We start from the raw sequence: 17,014 nt of genomic DNA on the forward strand, positions 1-17,014 counted from the left end.
GGGTTGTGCAATGCTGCCCCTTTTGTTTAGCCAGATAGCCGTCGCGCAGTCGACCCAGTCAATCACCAACCCCACGTCGGTACTGTCAATTTTCCTTTCTTTGCTTGTCGTTGTTGGCGTCATTTTCGCTCTCGCTTATGTGATGCGTCGATTTAATGTCACTGCGATGGGTGGAAATCAAATGAAAGTCGCGGCCAGCATGGTTGTTGGCACAAAAGAAAAAATCATGGTGATTCAGGTAGGTGAAGAGCAGCACCTCATTGGTGTAACCAGTCACAACATCTCTCATTTAAGCAAATTAGATAAGAATCTCGATGTGCCTGTGAAAAGTATGAACAAAACCACAGGCGAGCAACAAAATGGTGCCGATGCGTTTAAACAAAAACTTGTTGCTGCCATGGCGGAAAAGCTCAACCCGAATATAGAAAAGAATAAAACAAAGGAAGAGTCGAGAGATGCGTAAGTTTGCCTGGCTACTTTTAACCCTACCCTTATTACTTCTCGTGGAGCCTGCTTATGCGCAGCAGGGAATTTCAGCTGTAACGGTAACGACTAACCAAGATGGAACACAAGATTACTCTATGACGCTTCAAGCGCTGTTTATCATGACGGCGCTAAGCCTTATCCCTGCGTTTATCATGATGATGACCTCGTTTACGCGTATTATTGTGGTGTTGTCTATTTTGCGTCAGGCTATCGGTTTACAGCAATCTCCGTCAAACCAGATACTCATTGGCGTAAGTTTGTTTCTATCCATGTTTATTATGGCGCCGGTGTTTGAAGAGGTGAACGAGCGAGCTTTACAGCCCTATCTTAACGAGCAACTCACCAGCTTAGACGCTCTTGAGCAAGCCAAAGGCCCCATGCGCGCGTTCATGCTTTCGCAAACACGGGTTAAAGACCTAGAAACGTTTGTACGGATAGCCGGAGATGAAGGAAAATACGCCGATACCAATGAAGTACCGCTAACCATCCTTATTCCGGCTTTTGTAACCAGTGAACTTAAAACCGCGTTTCAAATTGGTTTTATGCTATTTATTCCCTTTCTCATCATTGACTTGGTGGTAGCGTCTATATTGATGGCCATGGGTATGATGATGCTTTCACCTATGATTGTATCCTTGCCGTTTAAGCTCATGTTGTTTGTGTTGGTTGATGGTTGGAACCTGATTTTCGGTACGTTGGCGACCAGTTTCGGTATGGGCGTCTAGGAGGGCTTATGTCACCAGAAGCCTTTGTAGAAATACTGCGAGAAGCCATGTTCATGGTTATCGTGTTAGTATCTGCGGTGATTGTTCCAAGCTTGATCGTAGGTCTAGTTGTTGCTGTTTTTCAGGCGGCGACCAGTATCAACGAACAGACCATGAGTTTCTTGCCCCGCTTACTTGTAACGCTTCTCGCGCTGAGTTGGGGCGGAAACTGGTTGGTGCAACAGCTTATGGACTTTACTTTCAGAATGGTTGATATGATCCCGCAGGTTGTGGGATAGAAGGCTAAAGCTGTGGAAGTCGAACTTGCGACCATCAATCAATTTCTAGCAGACATGCTGCTGCCGTTTATGCGCATTAGCGGCTTATTCGTGGCCATGATTGGCTTGAGTGCTAAATCCATTCCGCCGCAGGTAAGAGCCTTGTTGGGTATAATGCTCACGCTCATTATCATGCCGGTAGTGCCCCCGTCACCCATAGAAAATTTGGTGGATGTGGGCACATTTTTAATCGTTATTCAGCAGTTGCTAATAGGCATTGCTATTGGTTTTATATCAATGATGGTGCTCAATACCTTCGTGCTTGCAGGTCAAATTATAGCAATGCAAACCGGTTTGGGGTTTGCGTCAATCGTTGACCCGGTAAACGGTATTAACGTGCCCGCAGTCGGCCAGTTTTATCTGATACTAGCGACCTTATTGTTTTGGACCTTGGATGGGCATTTGTCCATGATCCAAATGATAGTCATGAGCTTTGAGGCGTTTCCCATAGGCGAAGCATGGTGGACCGGTGAACAGTTTCGCGATATTGCCCATTGGGCCGGCTGGATGTTCATATCGGCAGTGACCCTTTCCCTTGCGCCAATCGTCTCGCTGCTTATCGTGAACTTGGCGTTTGGCGTAATGACCAAAGCTGCACCACAGCTAAACATTTTTAGTATTGGTTTTTCCATTGCTCAGGTAATGGGATTACTGATTATTTGGATAACACTTGATAACTTTACTGCACACTTCGAAACCCAATGGTTTAGAGCCGAACAGTTTATGTGTGAACTATTGAATATTTGTTCGTAGGAAAACATGGCAGATTCAAGCGAAAAAACAGAAGACCCCACGGGGAAAAAACTCGAAGATGCCCGAAAAAAAGGGCAGCTAGCCCGATCCCGTGAACTCTCTACGACCCTAGTACTTATCGTCAGTGCTTTTATGTTCTTGTTTGTGGGCGGGTGGATTGCTGAATCTGTTTTTAAACTTACTCAGAGAATGTTCATTCTCTCTCGTGACGAAACCTATGATATCACCCACATGTTTGGCGCATGGGGTGAAGCCTTTTCGGCAGTAGGTCCTGCCGTGCTGCTATACATGGTTGTGGCAATGATAGCGGGCATTTACGGCTCTATCGCCCTTGGCGGTTTTAACTTTACCTGGGAAGGTGCAAAACCTAAGGGTTCAAAAATGAGCCCTATCCAAGGCTTCAAACGCATGTTTGGCATGAACGGCTTGGTAGAGTTACTTAAGTCTATTGCGAAAGTTGTAGCCATTATCGGCATGGCAATTGGGGCGTTACTGTTCTTTGAAGATGAAGCGCTCCACCTTGATATGGAGCTTTATCCGGGAAACATCTTTCACGCACTCGACATGCTTAAGTGGGCGTTTCTTATTCTGGTGTGCGGCATGATCCCTATCGCGCTCATTGATGTGCCTTATCAAATGTATAAGCACAACAAAGAAATGAAGATGACCAAGCAAGAGGTTAAAGACGAACGGAAAAATGCGGAAGGCGACCCTATGGTTAAAGGCCGAATTCGCCGTCTGCAATATCAGGCTGCAACCAAGCGCATGATGCAGGAAGTACCACAAGCAGACGTTGTCGTGACCAACCCTACTCACTTTTCTGTTGCTATTAAATATGACGAGAAGGGGGTAAGGGCGCCGGTTGTGGTCGCTAAAGGTGCTGATGAGCTGGCGATGCACATCAGAAAAATTGCTACCGCCAACGATGTGCCGTTGATCCCTTCTCCCATGCTTGCCCGCGCCATTTTCTACTCCACTGAAGTGGACGATGAAATTCCGAACGCTTTATTTATGGCGGTAGCGCAGGTGCTGGCGCACGTTTATCAGTTAAGAGCGCACAAAGCAGGTAAGGGCAAACGACCTAAGCCTCTTAAACGGGATTTGCCGATACCACCAGAGTATCGACGCTAGGTGCCCCTACAACTTTCAATGTGTACTTACCACCTTAACATGTTTCGCGAATTTTCTAACAATTAGCTGTGTCAAAAGTCCTCTTTCAATAAAGCTGGCACGTTAGTTGAAAACTCTCCTTCAGTTTCACGTAAAGCGTCAATTTTCTGATAGAGAGACACCAAGCCATGCAGTTATCCGGTTATCTTCAGCGATTCGATAAAAATCAGCTGCAAAATTTTACCAGTGGTTTAGGCGCACCCATCGTCCTTTTGGCAATTATGGGCATGGTTATATTGCCCATGCCGCCGTTCTTATTGGATGTGCTGTTTAGCTTCAACATTGCTTTGTCACTAGTGATTATCTTGGTGGCTGTACTTACCCAGCGTCCAGTAGATTTCGGCATTTTCCCCTTGGTGTTACTTATCGCTACGGTATTAAGGCTTGCGCTGAACGTTGCTTCTACGCGGGTTGTTTTGCTTTATGGGCACGAGGGCGGCGATGCTGCGGGTAAGGTTATCGAAGCCTTTGGTGCGGTCGTTATCGGTGGTAACTATGCCGTAGGTATTGTTGTTTTCGCCATTCTTCTTATTATCAACTTTAAAGTAGTAACCGCAGGTGCAGGGCGTATCTCAGAAGTAAGTGCTCGCTTTACGTTGGATGCTATGCCTGGTAAGCAGATGGCAATCGATGCCGACTTGAATGCTGGTTATATTGACCAAGACCAAGCGCGTCAGCGCCGCGAAGAAATAACCGCAGAGGCTGACTTTTACGGGTCGATGGACGGTGCCTCAAAATTTGTAAAAGGTGACGCGGTAGCGGGCCTTTTCATCATGCTAATTAACATTGTCGGCGGTCTTTTCATTGGCATGATTCAGCACGGGCTTTCATTCGGTAATGCTATTGAAATCTACACCATATTGACTATTGGTGATGGTTTGGTGGCGCAAATTCCTTCATTATTACTTTCGGTAGCAACAGCCATTATCGTGACTCGTGAGAATGAAACTCAAGAAATGGGTAAAGAGATCCGTGGTCAGCTAGGTAATAATCAAGCGCTTTATATTGCCTCGGGCGTGCTTTTTGTCATGGGTATTATCCCTGGTATGCCTCATATCGCATTTTTGGGTTTTTCCTTCCTGATTGCCGGCTTTGCTTATTGGCAGTCGGTTCAAGCGAAGAAAAAAGCTGCAGAGCCTAAAGTGCCAGACAACGTGGTAAAAGACGAGTCGGTCGCGCCTGAAGTTAAAGAGTTAGGTTGGGATGATGTTCAGCAAGTAGATACTATCGGATTGGAAGTGGGCTATCGCTTAATTCCTCTTGTTGATAAATCTCAAGGTGGCGAGTTGTTGACACGAATTAAAGGCGTGCGTAAAAAGCTTTCCCAGGAACTTGGCTTCCTTATTCCACCTGTTCATATACGCGATAACTTAGACTTAGAGCCTAACACTTACACCATCGCTATGCTCGGCGTCACTATTGGCGATTCGGTAATTAGTCACGACGAAGAGCTTGCCATTAACCCAGGGCAAGTGTTCGGAAAATTAGAAGGGCGCGCTACTAAAGACCCTGCTTTCGGACTAGATGCGGTGTGGATTAAGCCTAATAAGCGCGAGCACGCGCAAACTCTTGGATATACGGTTGTTGATGCTGCTACGGTTGTTGCGACTCACCTAAGTCAGTTACTTTCCAATAACGCCTATCAGTTACTTGGGCATGAAGAGGCGCAGCAGCTTCTAGATATGCTGGCTAAACAGCACCCTAAATTGGTTGAAGGTTTGGTGCCTGATATTCTGCCGCTTAGTACAGTTGTGAAAGTGCTGCAAACCTTGCTATTTGAAGGTGTACCTATTCGCGATATGCGCACCATTGTTCAGACCCTTAGTGAATACGGCACACGAAGCCAAGACCCAGATGTACTGGTGTCTGCAGTGCGTATAGCACTTAAGCGTCTAATCGTTCAAGAAATTACCCAGGGGGCGAAAGAGATACCTGTCATAACCTTGGCGCCAGAGTTGGAACAGATGTTGCACCAGTCTCTTCAAGCAGGTGGCGAAGACGGTGCTGGTATCGAACCAGGTCTGGCAGACAAGCTGCAAAAATCATTGCAGCAAGCCAGTCAGCAGCAAGAGTTAGAAGGAGAACCTGCAGTACTCCTTACTTCAGGCATGTTGCGACCTGTTCTGTCTCGCTTCTTAAAGTATTCTGTTGTTGGGCTGCATGTTCTTTCATACCAAGAAGTGCCTGACGACAAACAAATAAAAATAGTCAGTTCGGTCGGTCAATAATCTGACACTGGGTGATTGGAGAGGTTGCAATGAAAATTAGACGTTTCTTCGGCAAAGATATGCGTGAGGCGCTAAGCCAAGTTAAAGCGGAGTTAGGCAGTGATGCTGTGATCATGTCAAATCGCAAAGTCGCTGACGGTATCGAGCTTGTAGCAGCCTACGACAAAGAGCCTGAAGCTAAGCTTTTCACGCCTAAGGCGGCTCCACAAGCCGCAGCTAAAACACCAGGTCAAAAGGCCGTGCCTAGCTTAAGTGAAATTATTGGCGACGACGGCCCAGACAGCTTAAAAGCATTGCTGGAAAAGCAACATGGTGGAAAAGCGCAGACAACGAATACTCTTCAGCCAGATCAACCTATGTCAGCTAACGCTAAGCACGCCAATGAAATAGCATCACACTTAGACTTTTCAGAAGCCTTCATTGACGATATAGAGACGCAATCACCTGTTGAAGATAGTAAAAATCAACACGCTTTCCCCGAGCATCAAGCTTCAAGCATGGGAGAGACACCTGTATCTCAGTCTGCTGAACTAGCTCAAATCAAAGAAGAGTTAGCCTCGCTTCGCGACGTATTACAGTATCAAGTTGCTGACTTAATGGAAGCGAAGAACAAGCGTCAAAAACCTGTTCATCAATACCTGGTCACTCGATTAACCGATATGGGCTTAAGTAGTGCACTAGCAACACAGCTTATTAGCTATACACCTGCTCATTACAACGAACGTGACGCATGGGTATATCTTCTTAACCTATTGGCTAATCGCATAAATGTTACCGGAAACGATATACTTAGCTCACAAGGTGCCGTTGCATTAGTCGGGCCTACTGGTACGGGTAAAACAACCACTGTTGCAAAGTTAGCCGCTCGCTATGCGCAGAAATACGGTGCAGAGTCGGTGGCTATGATAACCATTGATACGTATAGAATTGCAGCCTATGAGCAGCTAGCGACATACGGAAAAATTATTGGCTGTACTGTGCGAAAAGCGCAAACTAGTGAAGAACTTGCAGATTTATTGTTCCAACTTCGTCATAAGCGACTAGTATTGATTGATACAGCAGGTTTTAGTCAGCGTGATAGTCGATTAATTAAGCAAATTAAGCAGTTCGACAATGGCCAAATGCCGAAAGTTAAAAAATATTTGGTAGCGCAAGCTAATACGCAATATCCTGCTTTGCAGAGAATCATTCAAGCGTATGATGATATTGAACTAAGTGGCTGTATTTTCACAAAGTTAGATGAGTGCTACTCTTTAGGAGAGGTGCTTAGTGCAGCGGTTGAATATCAACTACCGGTTAGTTATGTCACCGATGGCCAAAAAGTGCCTGAAGACATTAAGATTGCAGAAGCGAAATCTTTAGTTTCCGCTGCTGCAAAGCTTTATAAAAAGTACGGTTTGAATCATACTAGTGGCAACAACGCAATTAAAACAGCATAAGCAGTATGATTGACGATCAAGCGAGTAGCTTAAGAAAAATGAAGCAATCACGGTTAATCAAAGTAATCGCCGTCACTGGTGGTAAAGGTGGCGTAGGTAAAACAAACATTACACTTAACACCGCTATCGCTATGGCGAAGCAGGGCAAGCGTGTAATGGTTCTTGACGCGGACCTTGGCCTTGCAAACGTAGATGTGATGTTGGGCCTGCGAGTCGAGAAAAACCTATCTCATGTTCTCTCTGGTGAGTGCACGTTAGACGAGGTTTTAGTAACCGGTCCCCACGGTATTAAGATTGCTCCTGCCACCTCTGGTACCCAGTCAATGGCAGAGCTCTCACCTACGCAGCACGCAGGCTTAATAAGAGCGTTTAGCGAATTGCGTTCTCAAATAGACGTATTAATTGTCGACACTGCTGCCGGCATTTCAGACATGGTGTTAAGCTTTTCTAAAGCATCCCAAGATATCATGGTCGTGGTTTGTGATGAGCCTACGTCATTAACAGATGCATACGCACTGATAAAAATACTTAACCGGGAACACGGTGTTTTTCGCTTTAAAGTTGTGGCCAATATGGTTCGCGATGTGCGGGAAGGTCAGGAGTTATTTAGTAAATTAAGCAAAGTCACAGGGCGTTTTCTTGATGTTGCACTAGAATTAGTGGCAACGGTGCCGTTTGATGAGAACATTCGCAAAGCAGTGCGCAAGCAAACCGCTATTGTTGATGCTTTTCCAGGCTCTCCTGCCGCTGTAGCGATAACAAAGTTGGCAAGCAGGGCACTTACTTGGCCTATTCCAGCGCAGCCCGGTGGCCATTTAGAGTTTTTTATTGAACAATTAGTTGCAGAAAAAGCCGTAGGAAGTCAACGTTGAACAGTAAGGCAGCCGCTTATCAACAGCAAACAGATAAATCGCAGTTAGTCGAAAGACATGCGCCTCTGGTTAAGCGTATTGCGCACCATCTGATGGCGCGACTGCCTGCAAGTGTACTTGTTGATGACCTTATCCAATCTGGCATGATTGGGTTGCTTGAGGCCGCGCGAAATTTTGACGGTTCAAAAGGCGCAAGCTTTGAAACCTTCGCGGGCATCCGTATTCGCGGCGCAATGCTTGATGAAATACGCAAAGGTGATTGGACACCTCGTTCTGTTCACCGCAATGGTCGCGCGATTACTGAGGCGATATCTCAGGTAGAAAGTGAAACTGGGCGCGACGCAAGAGATGCTGATATTGCTGAGAAGCTGAATGTGAGCTTGCAGGATTATCACCAGATGCTCAATGAAGTCAATGCCGGGAAGTTGGTGGGCATTGAAGATTTGGGGGTGTCGGAAGATGTGATCACCACAGAGCAAACCAGAGGCAGTGATGCACCGCTGGAAGATTTGATGCAGGGGGCTTTTCAAAAAGCGTTGGCCCATGCAATAACGACATTACCCGAGCGAGAAGCGATTGTTCTTTCACTTTATTACGATGAAGAACTAAACTTAAGAGAAATAGGCGAGGTTCTTGATGTAAGCGAGTCGAGAGTCAGTCAAATTCACAGTCAAGCCATGTTAAAACTCAAATCACGAATGAAGTCGTGGCAAGCTGACGAAGAATAGAAATTAATAACAATTAACCCCTCAGTGGAGGCTATTTTGGACAAGAGCATGAAAATTCTCGTGGTCGATGACTTTTCAACCATGAGACGTATCATCAAAAACCTACTCAAAGACTTGGGTTTTGCCAACATTCAGGAAGCGGATGACGGCAGCACTGCATTGCCAATGTTACAACAAGGTGATTTTGATTTCGTAGTTACTGATTGGAACATGCCTGGCATGCAGGGCATAGATTTACTACGCGCGATCAGGGCAGATGATAAGCTTAAGCACTTGCCTGTGCTTATGGTTACCGCTGAAGCGAAGAAAGAGCAAATTGTAGCCGCCGCGCAAGCAGGTGTTAACGGCTACGTCGTTAAACCTTTCACCGCAGCAACGTTAAAAGAAAAATTAGATAAAATATTCGAACGTTTAGGTTGATCCAGACGCTCAACAGATAAATGAGGTTTACTGGATGTCAACGAATGTAAACGTTCCAATATCGTTAGAAGAAGCAAAACAGCTTGTCACTTATCTTGAAGAGGGTGACAAGACTTCAGCTAACGCTCTACTTGAAGCCGTCTCAATGAAAGAAAATGTTGAGTTGTTTGCTGAAGTAGGAAAGTTAACGCGTCAACTTCACGACGCATTGAATAACTTCCAAATAGACGATCGCATCAAAAATCTAGCTACAGATGATATTCCTGATGCACAGTCCCGCCTTACCTACGTTATTGAAGAAACTGAAAAAGCTGCTAATACTACTATGGATGCCGTCGAAGCGAGTATGCCGATAGCTGAATTGCTTTCAGAGCGAATCGAAAAGGTAATGCCAGAGTGGAAAAAGCTGATGAACCGTCAGATTGAACTGGGTGAGTTTAAGGCATTATGCGCAGATTTAGACGAATTGCTGGAAGACGGTTCGAATCAGTCAGCTAAACTTACACAGTTACTTACTGAAGTTTTGATGGCGCAAGGTTATCAAGATTTAACTGGGCAGGTTATTCGTCGCGTTATAGACCTGGTTAAAGAGGTAGAAGACAGCCTTGTAAACATGTTGACTATGTTTGGCGAGCGTGACGGTGCAGAACAGACTAAACCATCTAGCGTTAAGGCCGATAAGGTTGATGGTGTAGAGGCGGAAGGCCCAATTATTGATGCTGAAAAACGAGATGACGTCGTTTCAGGTCAAGATGATGTAGATGATCTTCTGTCTAGCTTAGGTTTTTAGGGGAGCGGGTGCATGTCGTTTGATGTTGACGAGGAAATATTACAGGACTTTCTAGTTGAAGCTGGAGAGATACTTGAACAATTACAAGAACAGCTCGTTGATCTTGAGAACAATCCTGAAGATGCGGATTTGCTTAACGCAATTTTTCGCGGTTATCACACGGTTAAAGGTGGGGCGGGCTTCCTTTCTCTCACTGAGTTAGTCGAAATTTGCCATGGTGCAGAAAATGTTTTTGACGTTATGCGCAATGGCCAACGAACGCTAACGCCAGAACTAATGGACATTATCTTGCAGGCCACTGACGTGGTGGTTGATATGTTTGAGCGAGTGAAAGCTCAAGAGCCACTAGAGCCAGCAGATGCACATCTTGTCGACTTGCTACACAAACTAAGTCGCCCTGAATCTCCAGATGAAAACATTTTCGATAACGCTAATGGGCCTGTGACTGAACCCGAGGTTGTTGAAGAAGAGCCGGAGTTAGTTATAGAGGAGCCTGCTTCTTCGGCGTCAACTTCCAGTGAGAGTGGCGGTGGTATCGACGAAATTACTGAGGATGAATTTGAGGCTCTTCTCGATGAGCTCCATGGCGGTGGTGCCCCAGGGAAGTCTGCGTCGGTAAAATCGGAACCAGCTACAGTCAAATCAGTTCAAGAAACAGCTCCCGCGGCGAGCTCAGATAGTGATGACATCACAGATGAAGAGTTTGAAGCGCTTTTAGATGACCTCCACGGAAAAGGCCAGTTTGGAGGGGAAGAAAAGAGTGCTCCCGTGGCTGCACAAGCATCAGCTCCAGCAACTGGTGCAGGTGATGAAGAAATCACCGACGATGAGTTTGAAGCGCTGCTAGACCAACTCCACGGCTCCGGTCAAGGGCCTACTAAACAAGGCTCTGCTGCAACGGCACCTGAACCTCCTGTAGATAAAGCGGCCACCGAAGCTGTTCAGAAGGCAAAGCAAGCAACCCCTAGTTCTGCGCCTGAGGTGAAGCCTGCATCCAGTGCGGCGAGCCCAGTGAAAGCTAGCACAGCATCTACGCCAAAAACGGCTGCCAAGAAAGATGATAAGAAAGGAGCTCCTGCTCCACCGCCTGCCGAGACGACGGTACGTGTAGACACCAAACGCTTAGATCAGATTATGAACATGGTCGGCGAGCTAGTTCTGGTTAGAAACAGACTGATAAGCTTGGGTATCAACAGCAACGACGAAAGCATGTCGAAAGCCATTGCTAATCTAGATGTAGTGACGGGTGACTTGCAAGGTGCGGTAATGAAAACCCGCATGCAGCCCATTAAGAAAGTTTTCGGACGTTTTCCCCGCGTTGTACGCGACCTAGCCAGAAGCTTAAAGAAAGAGATTACCTTAGAGCTTGTAGGTGAAGAAACGGATTTAGATAAAAACTTGGTTGAAGCATTGGCCGACCCGCTTGTGCATTTGGTTAGAAACTCTGTCGACCACGGAATAGAAATGCCAGATGACCGCGCGGCAGCTGGTAAACCTCGCATGGGTACGGTTCAGCTATCAGCATCTCAAGAAGGCGATCATATTCTTCTTACTATCGAGGACGATGGTAAGGGGATGGACGCGGAGAAGCTAAAAGAGATAGCTATTAGTCGTGGCGTATTAGATGCGGATGCAGCCGCACGAATGTCAGATGTTGAAGCGTTTAACCTTATTTTTGCGCCAGGCTTCTCAACGAAGACTGAAATTAGTGACATTTCAGGTCGCGGCGTTGGCATGGATGTGGTTAAAACCAAAATTAATCAACTAAACGGTACCGTCAATATCGATTCGCAACTTGGCAAAGGCACGCGATTAGATATTAAAGTACCACTAACGCTAGCAATTTTACCTACATTAATGATTGTTGTAGGGAAACAGACCTTTGCGTTACCATTAGGTGCGGTGAACGAAATAATAAATATGGACATCAAGAAGACCAATACGGTGGATGGCCAGCTCACAATGATAGTTCGTTCAAAAGCAATTCCATTGTTCTTCCTTGGCGAATGGTTGATCCGAGGCCCCAAAAACATAGATAAAGAAAAGGGGCACGTAGTTGTGGTGCAAATTGGTACGCAGCAAGTAGGGTTTGTCGTTGACGCGCTGATAGGCCAAGAAGAAGTAGTTATTAAGCCCCTTGACGCATTGCTACAAGGTACGCCTGGTATGGCTGGTGCGACAATTACTTCAGACGGTGGTATTGCATTAATTTTAGATGTTCCGAGCCTGCTAAAACGGTACGCGCGTAAACCAAGCAAGTAAGGCGATGAATTAACAGGAATGATAATCCATGGTCTTTAAAGTCCTAGTCGTCGACGACTCGACCTTTTATCGCCGTCGAGTACGAGAAATTCTCGATGGCGATAGAGAACTTGAAGTTGTTGGAGAAGCGAGAAATGGGCAAGATGCATTAAACAAAGCGGAAGCACTTAAACCAGATGTAATAACCATGGACGTTGAAATGCCAGTTATGGATGGCATTTCAGCCGTTAAGGTTATTATGGATAAACGTCCAACGCCAATTTTGATGTTTTCCTCGCTAACGCACCATGGCGCACAGGCTACGCTTGACGCACTAGAAGCCGGCGCCCTCGATTTCTTACCAAAGAAGTTCGAAGATATTGCGCAAGACAGAAAAGATGCTTCGCGCTTACTTTGCACTAAAGTTAGGTTAATAGCGCGAAGAGGGCTAGGTGTAAAGCGTCCTTCTCTTCGCACAATGGAAACTCGAAAACTTCCTGATAACGCGCCAAAGCAAGCTTTTTTCAAAACATCGGGGTTGCTATCTGGTCACAAAGATGCTGATAAGCAACCTACTGTTTCTTCGGTAAGAGCAACCGGGAAAAAGTACGAATGTTTAGCGGTAGGGGCGTCCACGGGAGGGCCGGTTGCACTGCAAAAATTGCTTTCCCCCCTGCCGGCAGAATTCCCTTACCCTATATTGTTAGTGCAGCATATGCCCGGAACTTTTACTACTGCATTTGCACAGCGTTTAGATAGCAATTGTAAAATTAAAGTAAAAGAAGCAGAGCATGGCGATATCTTAATGCCTGGACATGCCTACCTTGCTCCTGGAGGAAAGCAGATGCTGCTTGAAACAATTGGCAGCAATAAGCGAATTTCCATCGTTGATGCCAGCCAATCTGATAAGGTGAGTTACAAGCCAAGCGTTGACCTGACGTTTAGCTCATTAGCTAAAGTCTATGGAGGCGACGTACTTGGTATTATCTTAACGGGAATGGGTGCTGACGGAAGAGAAGGGTGCCGATTACTCAGAGATAAAGGCGCGACTATTTGGGCGCAAGATCAAGACTCATGTGTGGTTTACGGAATGCCTCAAGCTGTCGCTGTGGCTAATATATCCAGTAAAAATATCAATATTGACGATATGAGCAGTTGCGTTCAAACCGAAATGCGATAGCAGTTTGAACTGTAATGGAACAGTAATTATGAAAGTGTGGACTGTGGCAAATCAAAAAGGCGGAGTAGGTAAAACTACTACAACCGTAAGCCTTGGCGGCTTGCTTGCTCAAAAGGGCAAACGAGTGCTTATGATTGACACTGATCCTCACGCATCGCTCAGTTATTACTTTGGTATTGATGCAGAGGCGACAAGTCATTCTGTTTACGACATTTTTATTAATTCTAATCAGATTACTGCCGATAAAGTAATGGACTGTCTCAGTCCTACAAAGCTCGACAATTTATATGTGCTACCAGCGACCATGGCTCTGGCAACTTTAGACAGAACAATGGGCAGCGAACAGGGTATGGGTTTAGTGTTAAAAAAAGCACTCGCAAAGATCTCCGATGAATTTGATTTTGCTATCATCGACTGCCCTCCTGTTTTGGGCGTGTTAATGGTCAATGCGCTGGCGGCTTGCGATAAGGTAATTGTTCCGACTCAGACAGAGTATCTGGCCCTTAAAGGCTTGGATAGAATGATTCGTACTATGGAAATCATGGGGCGTTCGTTAGATAAGTCTTTTGACACCCTAATCATTCCTACTATGTTTGATAAACGTACAAATGCCGCACTGGCGTCGAGAAAGCGATTAATGAGTGATTACGGTGAACGTGTTTGGGAGGGAGTCATTCCGGTGGATACTCACTTCAGGGATGCTAGTTTGGTGCAGCTTCCTATCTCTGCTGCTTACCCAAAGACAAGAGGTGTAAATGCCTACGATAAACTGTTAGCCGTATTGGAGAAATAACAAGACCATGAGCAAGCAATCGCCATTTGCCCGTGAAGAAGTAATGGAGGCATATTTAGACAGTCTTCTGAAAGAGCCTGAAGCTCCTGAGGATGTTACTGCGCGCACGGCAAGACTGCTTGAGCAAGCCTCTCAACAAATGGCTGAGTCAACGCTTGTTTCTACAACTAGCGAACCGCAGGTCAATGATGAAGAAGTGTTAGCACAAGAGGTATCTTCGTTAATTGAAAGTCAGAATTCACAAACGAGTGTAAGTGAAAAACAGCATTCGTTCGCTGACGTTCCTGCTCAAACGGAACAAGAAAGTGAGTTAAGTACTCCTGAGAAGTTAAAAACTCCACTAAAGGATACTCTCGGTTTTCGTTTTCAGGCGCTATTCTTTGAGGTTGCAGGGCTAACACTTGCGGTACCCCTAACATCGCTAGGTGGTATCCATCAAATTGAAAAAATAGGCCCTTTATTTGGAAAACCTGACTGGTTTATGGGTGTAATGTTGCACAGAGAGTCTAAACTAAATGTTGTAGACTCTGCAAAATGGGTAATGCCAGAAAAATACGACGAAAATCTCGCACAATCGCTTAACTACCGATATCTTATAATGTTAGGAGAGAGTGCGTGGGGACTAGCAAGCGAAAAGCTTGTAAACACGGTCAATTTGACTACCGATGACGTAAAATGGCGCGAGTCCACAGGTAAGCGTCCCTGGTTAGCAGGGATGGTTAAAGAAAAAATGTGCGCGTTAATTGACGTTGAAGAATTAATATCTATGCTTAACAGAGGCTTAGGCAGTAACGACCAGACGCCATAGTATTGGGAGCCAGGTTCATGAGCGACGAAAGAATGAATAATAACGCTACTGACAGCAACGACGAAGTCCTTCAATGGGTAACGTATCGCTTAGGTGAAGAAACTTACGGTATTAACGTAATGCAAGTGCAAGAAGTCTTGCGTTATACCGAAATAGCCCCTGTACCCGGTGCGCCTGATTATGTGCTTGGTATAATCAACTTGCGTGGTAACGTGGTAACCGTCATTGATACCCGCGCACGTTTTGGGCTACCGCCGACGGAAATCACGGACAATACACGTATAGTGATTATTGAATCTGACGAACAGGTTGTCGGTATTTTGGTGGATAGTGTAGCCGAAGTGGTGTACTTGAAATCTTCAGAAATTGACAGTGCGCCTAACGTTGGTACTGAGGAAAGTGCTAAGTTTATACAGGGTGTAAGCAACCGCGATGGCGAATTGCTTATCCTGGTCGACCTTAATAAATTGCTAAGCGACGAAGAGTGGGATGAGCTTAGTAATATTTAAATAAATGAATAGGCGGTATATATCGTTAATGCCGCCTAGATTTCCCCAAGGGTTATGTCCATGGATTGGCAGCTTGCTGCACCTACCTTAATCGAACTTATCTTGTGCGTCGGAATTGTTGTACTTGTTGTTGCTATGAGTATTTTGTACTCACAGATTAAACATTTGCGCGCAGCATTAAGTGAAAGTGAGCAGAACAGTGTGTCGGCCATTGCGCGCATTGAAGCGCTTGCTAAAAACGCAAATAATCAACAAACTGAAGCCCAAGCTCGCACATTAGTTATTACTCGCCACCTTCAAGAGCTAGACGAGAAACAAACTGACCTTGAAAACCAGCTTCGTGAGCTCAAGCTCCAAGACCCCTCGTTGCGGCTATACCAAAGAGCGGCAGACCTTGTTAAGCAAGGCGCCAGTATCGACGAGATCATCGAAGCCTGTGATATACCTCGCGCTGAGGCTGAGATGTTAGTTATGGTGCACAAGCAAAACAGCTAGTTGTCTTACTTCAGTAAGTACGTTTTAAAAAAAACGTTTAGACGTCTAGACGTAAAGATGTTGACATATCGCCAGTTATAGACACAATACAGATATTGTAATTTATCACTGGAGTCCTCTATGCCAATTCGTATTCCTGAGCAGTTACCCGCGCAGAACGTACTACTAGGTGAAAATATTTTTACCATGGACATGGACAGGGCTGCTAATCAGGATATTCGTCCTCTTGAAGTCGGCATTCTTAATTTGATGCCGAATAAGATAGAAACAGAAGTGCAGTTGCTTCGCCTGTTGTCAAATACGCCGCTACAAATAAACGTAGATTTGATTCGAATTGATAATCAAGCGCCAAAAAATACCCCGCAATCACACATGGATGCCTTCTATCACGACTTCTCAGCGGTCGCGAACAAAAAATACGATGGACTTATAGTAACCGGCGCCCCTCTAGCGCTTATCGACTATGAAGAAGTGAAGTATTGGGAGACCATGACCACGATATTGGAATGGGCACAGCGACACGTTAACTCTACTCTGTATTTATGCTGGGCTGCTCACGCTGCTATGTATCACTTTTACGGCATAACTCGAAAAATTAGAGATGAAAAGTTTTCAGGGGTTTTTCAACATAAAGTGAACGACCCGAACAATGAGCTTTTAAGAGGCTTCGACCCAACTTTTCACGCTCCCCATTCTCGCTACGGGCATATCGATACTTCTTTGTATAACAGTGTTGAAGGCCTTAGCGTTGTGGCAGAATCTGAGGACGTGGGTGCCTATATCGTAGCGTCAGAAGACAAGCGAATGGTGTTTGTAACAGGTCATCCAGAATATGACCCTGATACGCTCAAAGACGAATACTTACGGGATATTGCCGCGGGTCAAACGCCGGTAATGCCAAAAAACTATTTTGAAGGGGATGATCCAGCCAAGTCTCCTATTGTACAGTGGCGCTCGCATGGCAGCCTATTGTTTACAAACTGGCTGAATTATTATGTCTATCAGACCACGCCTTACGATTTAAGTCAGCTTGCTGAAAAGTCACAGCCAAAGAGGTAGC

The 17,014-nt window shown here is 45.5% G+C and carries 18 protein-coding genes; all 18 read left to right on the forward strand.

Annotated features, from left to right (window positions below):
* The first annotated feature begins 10 nt into the window (after positions 1-10).
* The 18 genes from fliO to metA all read left to right on the forward strand — a co-directional run bounded on the left by fliO (position 11) and on the right by metA (position 17,013).
* Positions 11-463, forward strand: a complete 453-nt coding sequence (gene fliO, locus V7R55_RS03850) for a flagellar biosynthetic protein FliO (RefSeq protein WP_334057503.1) — start codon at positions 11-13, stop codon at positions 461-463.
* Positions 456-1,211, forward strand: a complete 756-nt coding sequence (gene fliP / locus V7R55_RS03855; RefSeq protein ID WP_334057505.1) for a flagellar type III secretion system pore protein FliP — start codon at positions 456-458, stop codon at positions 1,209-1,211. The genes fliO and fliP overlap by 8 nt, the downstream gene beginning before the upstream one ends.
* Positions 1,212-1,219: 8 nt before the next feature.
* On the forward strand, positions 1,220-1,489 hold the full coding sequence (gene fliQ / locus V7R55_RS03860; protein WP_334057507.1) for a flagellar biosynthesis protein FliQ: 270 nt from the start codon (positions 1,220-1,222) through the stop codon (positions 1,487-1,489).
* Positions 1,490-1,501: 12 nt separating this feature from the next.
* Entirely contained in the window at positions 1,502-2,281 is a 780-nt protein-coding gene (fliR, locus tag V7R55_RS03865) for a flagellar biosynthetic protein FliR (RefSeq protein ID WP_014978604.1), read from the forward strand.
* 6 nt (positions 2,282-2,287) lie between these two features.
* The gene (gene flhB / locus V7R55_RS03870) at positions 2,288-3,412 is read left to right on the forward strand and encodes a flagellar biosynthesis protein FlhB (RefSeq protein WP_278343757.1); all 1,125 of its coding nucleotides are present in this window, start codon (positions 2,288-2,290) and stop codon (positions 3,410-3,412) included.
* A 167-nt stretch (positions 3,413-3,579) separates the two neighbouring features.
* Positions 3,580-5,679: a flagellar biosynthesis protein FlhA gene (flhA, locus tag V7R55_RS03875; RefSeq protein ID WP_039223055.1), complete on the forward strand. Its 2,100-nt coding sequence runs from the start codon at positions 3,580-3,582 to the stop codon at positions 5,677-5,679.
* Between the two features lie 29 nt (positions 5,680-5,708).
* Positions 5,709-7,118, forward strand: coding sequence for a flagellar biosynthesis protein FlhF (gene flhF / locus V7R55_RS03880; RefSeq protein WP_334057510.1), 1,410 nt, complete (start codon positions 5,709-5,711; stop codon positions 7,116-7,118).
* Positions 7,119-7,123: 5 nt separating this feature from the next.
* Complete coding sequence (locus V7R55_RS03885; protein ID WP_025254381.1) at positions 7,124-7,990, forward strand: MinD/ParA family protein; 867 nt, start codon at positions 7,124-7,126, stop codon at positions 7,988-7,990.
* Positions 7,987-8,718 (forward strand): RNA polymerase sigma factor FliA, encoded by a 732-nt coding sequence (locus tag V7R55_RS03890; RefSeq protein WP_334057512.1) that lies wholly within the window; start codon positions 7,987-7,989, stop codon positions 8,716-8,718. Before V7R55_RS03885 ends, V7R55_RS03890 begins: the two co-directional genes overlap by 4 nt.
* 36 nt (positions 8,719-8,754) lie before the next feature.
* Entirely contained in the window at positions 8,755-9,138 is a 384-nt protein-coding gene (gene cheY / locus V7R55_RS03895; RefSeq protein ID WP_025254383.1) for a chemotaxis response regulator CheY, read from the forward strand.
* A 34-nt stretch (positions 9,139-9,172) separates the two neighbouring features.
* On the forward strand, positions 9,173-9,928 hold the full coding sequence (locus V7R55_RS03900) for a protein phosphatase CheZ (protein ID WP_334057514.1): 756 nt from the start codon (positions 9,173-9,175) through the stop codon (positions 9,926-9,928).
* 12 nt (positions 9,929-9,940) lie between these two features.
* Positions 9,941-12,190 carry a chemotaxis protein CheA gene (locus V7R55_RS03905; RefSeq protein WP_334057516.1) on the forward strand — a complete coding sequence of 750 codons (2,250 nt, stop codon included), beginning with the start codon at positions 9,941-9,943 and terminating at the stop codon, positions 12,188-12,190.
* Between the two features lie 28 nt (positions 12,191-12,218).
* Positions 12,219-13,349: a protein-glutamate methylesterase/protein-glutamine glutaminase gene (locus V7R55_RS03910; protein ID WP_334057518.1), complete on the forward strand. Its 1,131-nt coding sequence runs from the start codon at positions 12,219-12,221 to the stop codon at positions 13,347-13,349.
* A gap of 28 nt (positions 13,350-13,377) precedes the next feature.
* Positions 13,378-14,142, forward strand: coding sequence for a ParA family protein (locus V7R55_RS03915; protein WP_334057519.1), 765 nt, complete (start codon positions 13,378-13,380; stop codon positions 14,140-14,142).
* A gap of 7 nt (positions 14,143-14,149) precedes the next feature.
* Entirely contained in the window at positions 14,150-14,950 is an 801-nt protein-coding gene (locus tag V7R55_RS03920; RefSeq protein WP_334057521.1) for a chemotaxis protein CheW, read from the forward strand.
* Positions 14,951-14,967: 17 nt separating this feature from the next.
* Positions 14,968-15,459 carry a chemotaxis protein CheW gene (locus V7R55_RS03925; protein WP_039223036.1) on the forward strand — a complete coding sequence of 164 codons (492 nt, stop codon included), beginning with the start codon at positions 14,968-14,970 and terminating at the stop codon, positions 15,457-15,459.
* A 60-nt stretch (positions 15,460-15,519) separates the two neighbouring features.
* A complete protein-coding gene (locus tag V7R55_RS03930) occupies positions 15,520-15,954 on the forward strand; it encodes a DUF2802 domain-containing protein (protein ID WP_334057523.1) in 435 nt (144 codons plus the stop codon).
* 120 nt (positions 15,955-16,074) lie between these two features.
* On the forward strand, positions 16,075-17,013 hold the full coding sequence (gene metA, locus V7R55_RS03935; RefSeq protein WP_334057524.1) for a homoserine O-acetyltransferase MetA: 939 nt from the start codon (positions 16,075-16,077) through the stop codon (positions 17,011-17,013).
* The last annotated feature ends 1 nt before the right edge of the window (position 17,014 follow it).

The sequence above is a fragment of the Alteromonas sp. S005 genome (genome assembly GCF_036864475.1).
Classification (GTDB): domain Bacteria; phylum Pseudomonadota; class Gammaproteobacteria; order Enterobacterales; family Alteromonadaceae; genus Alteromonas.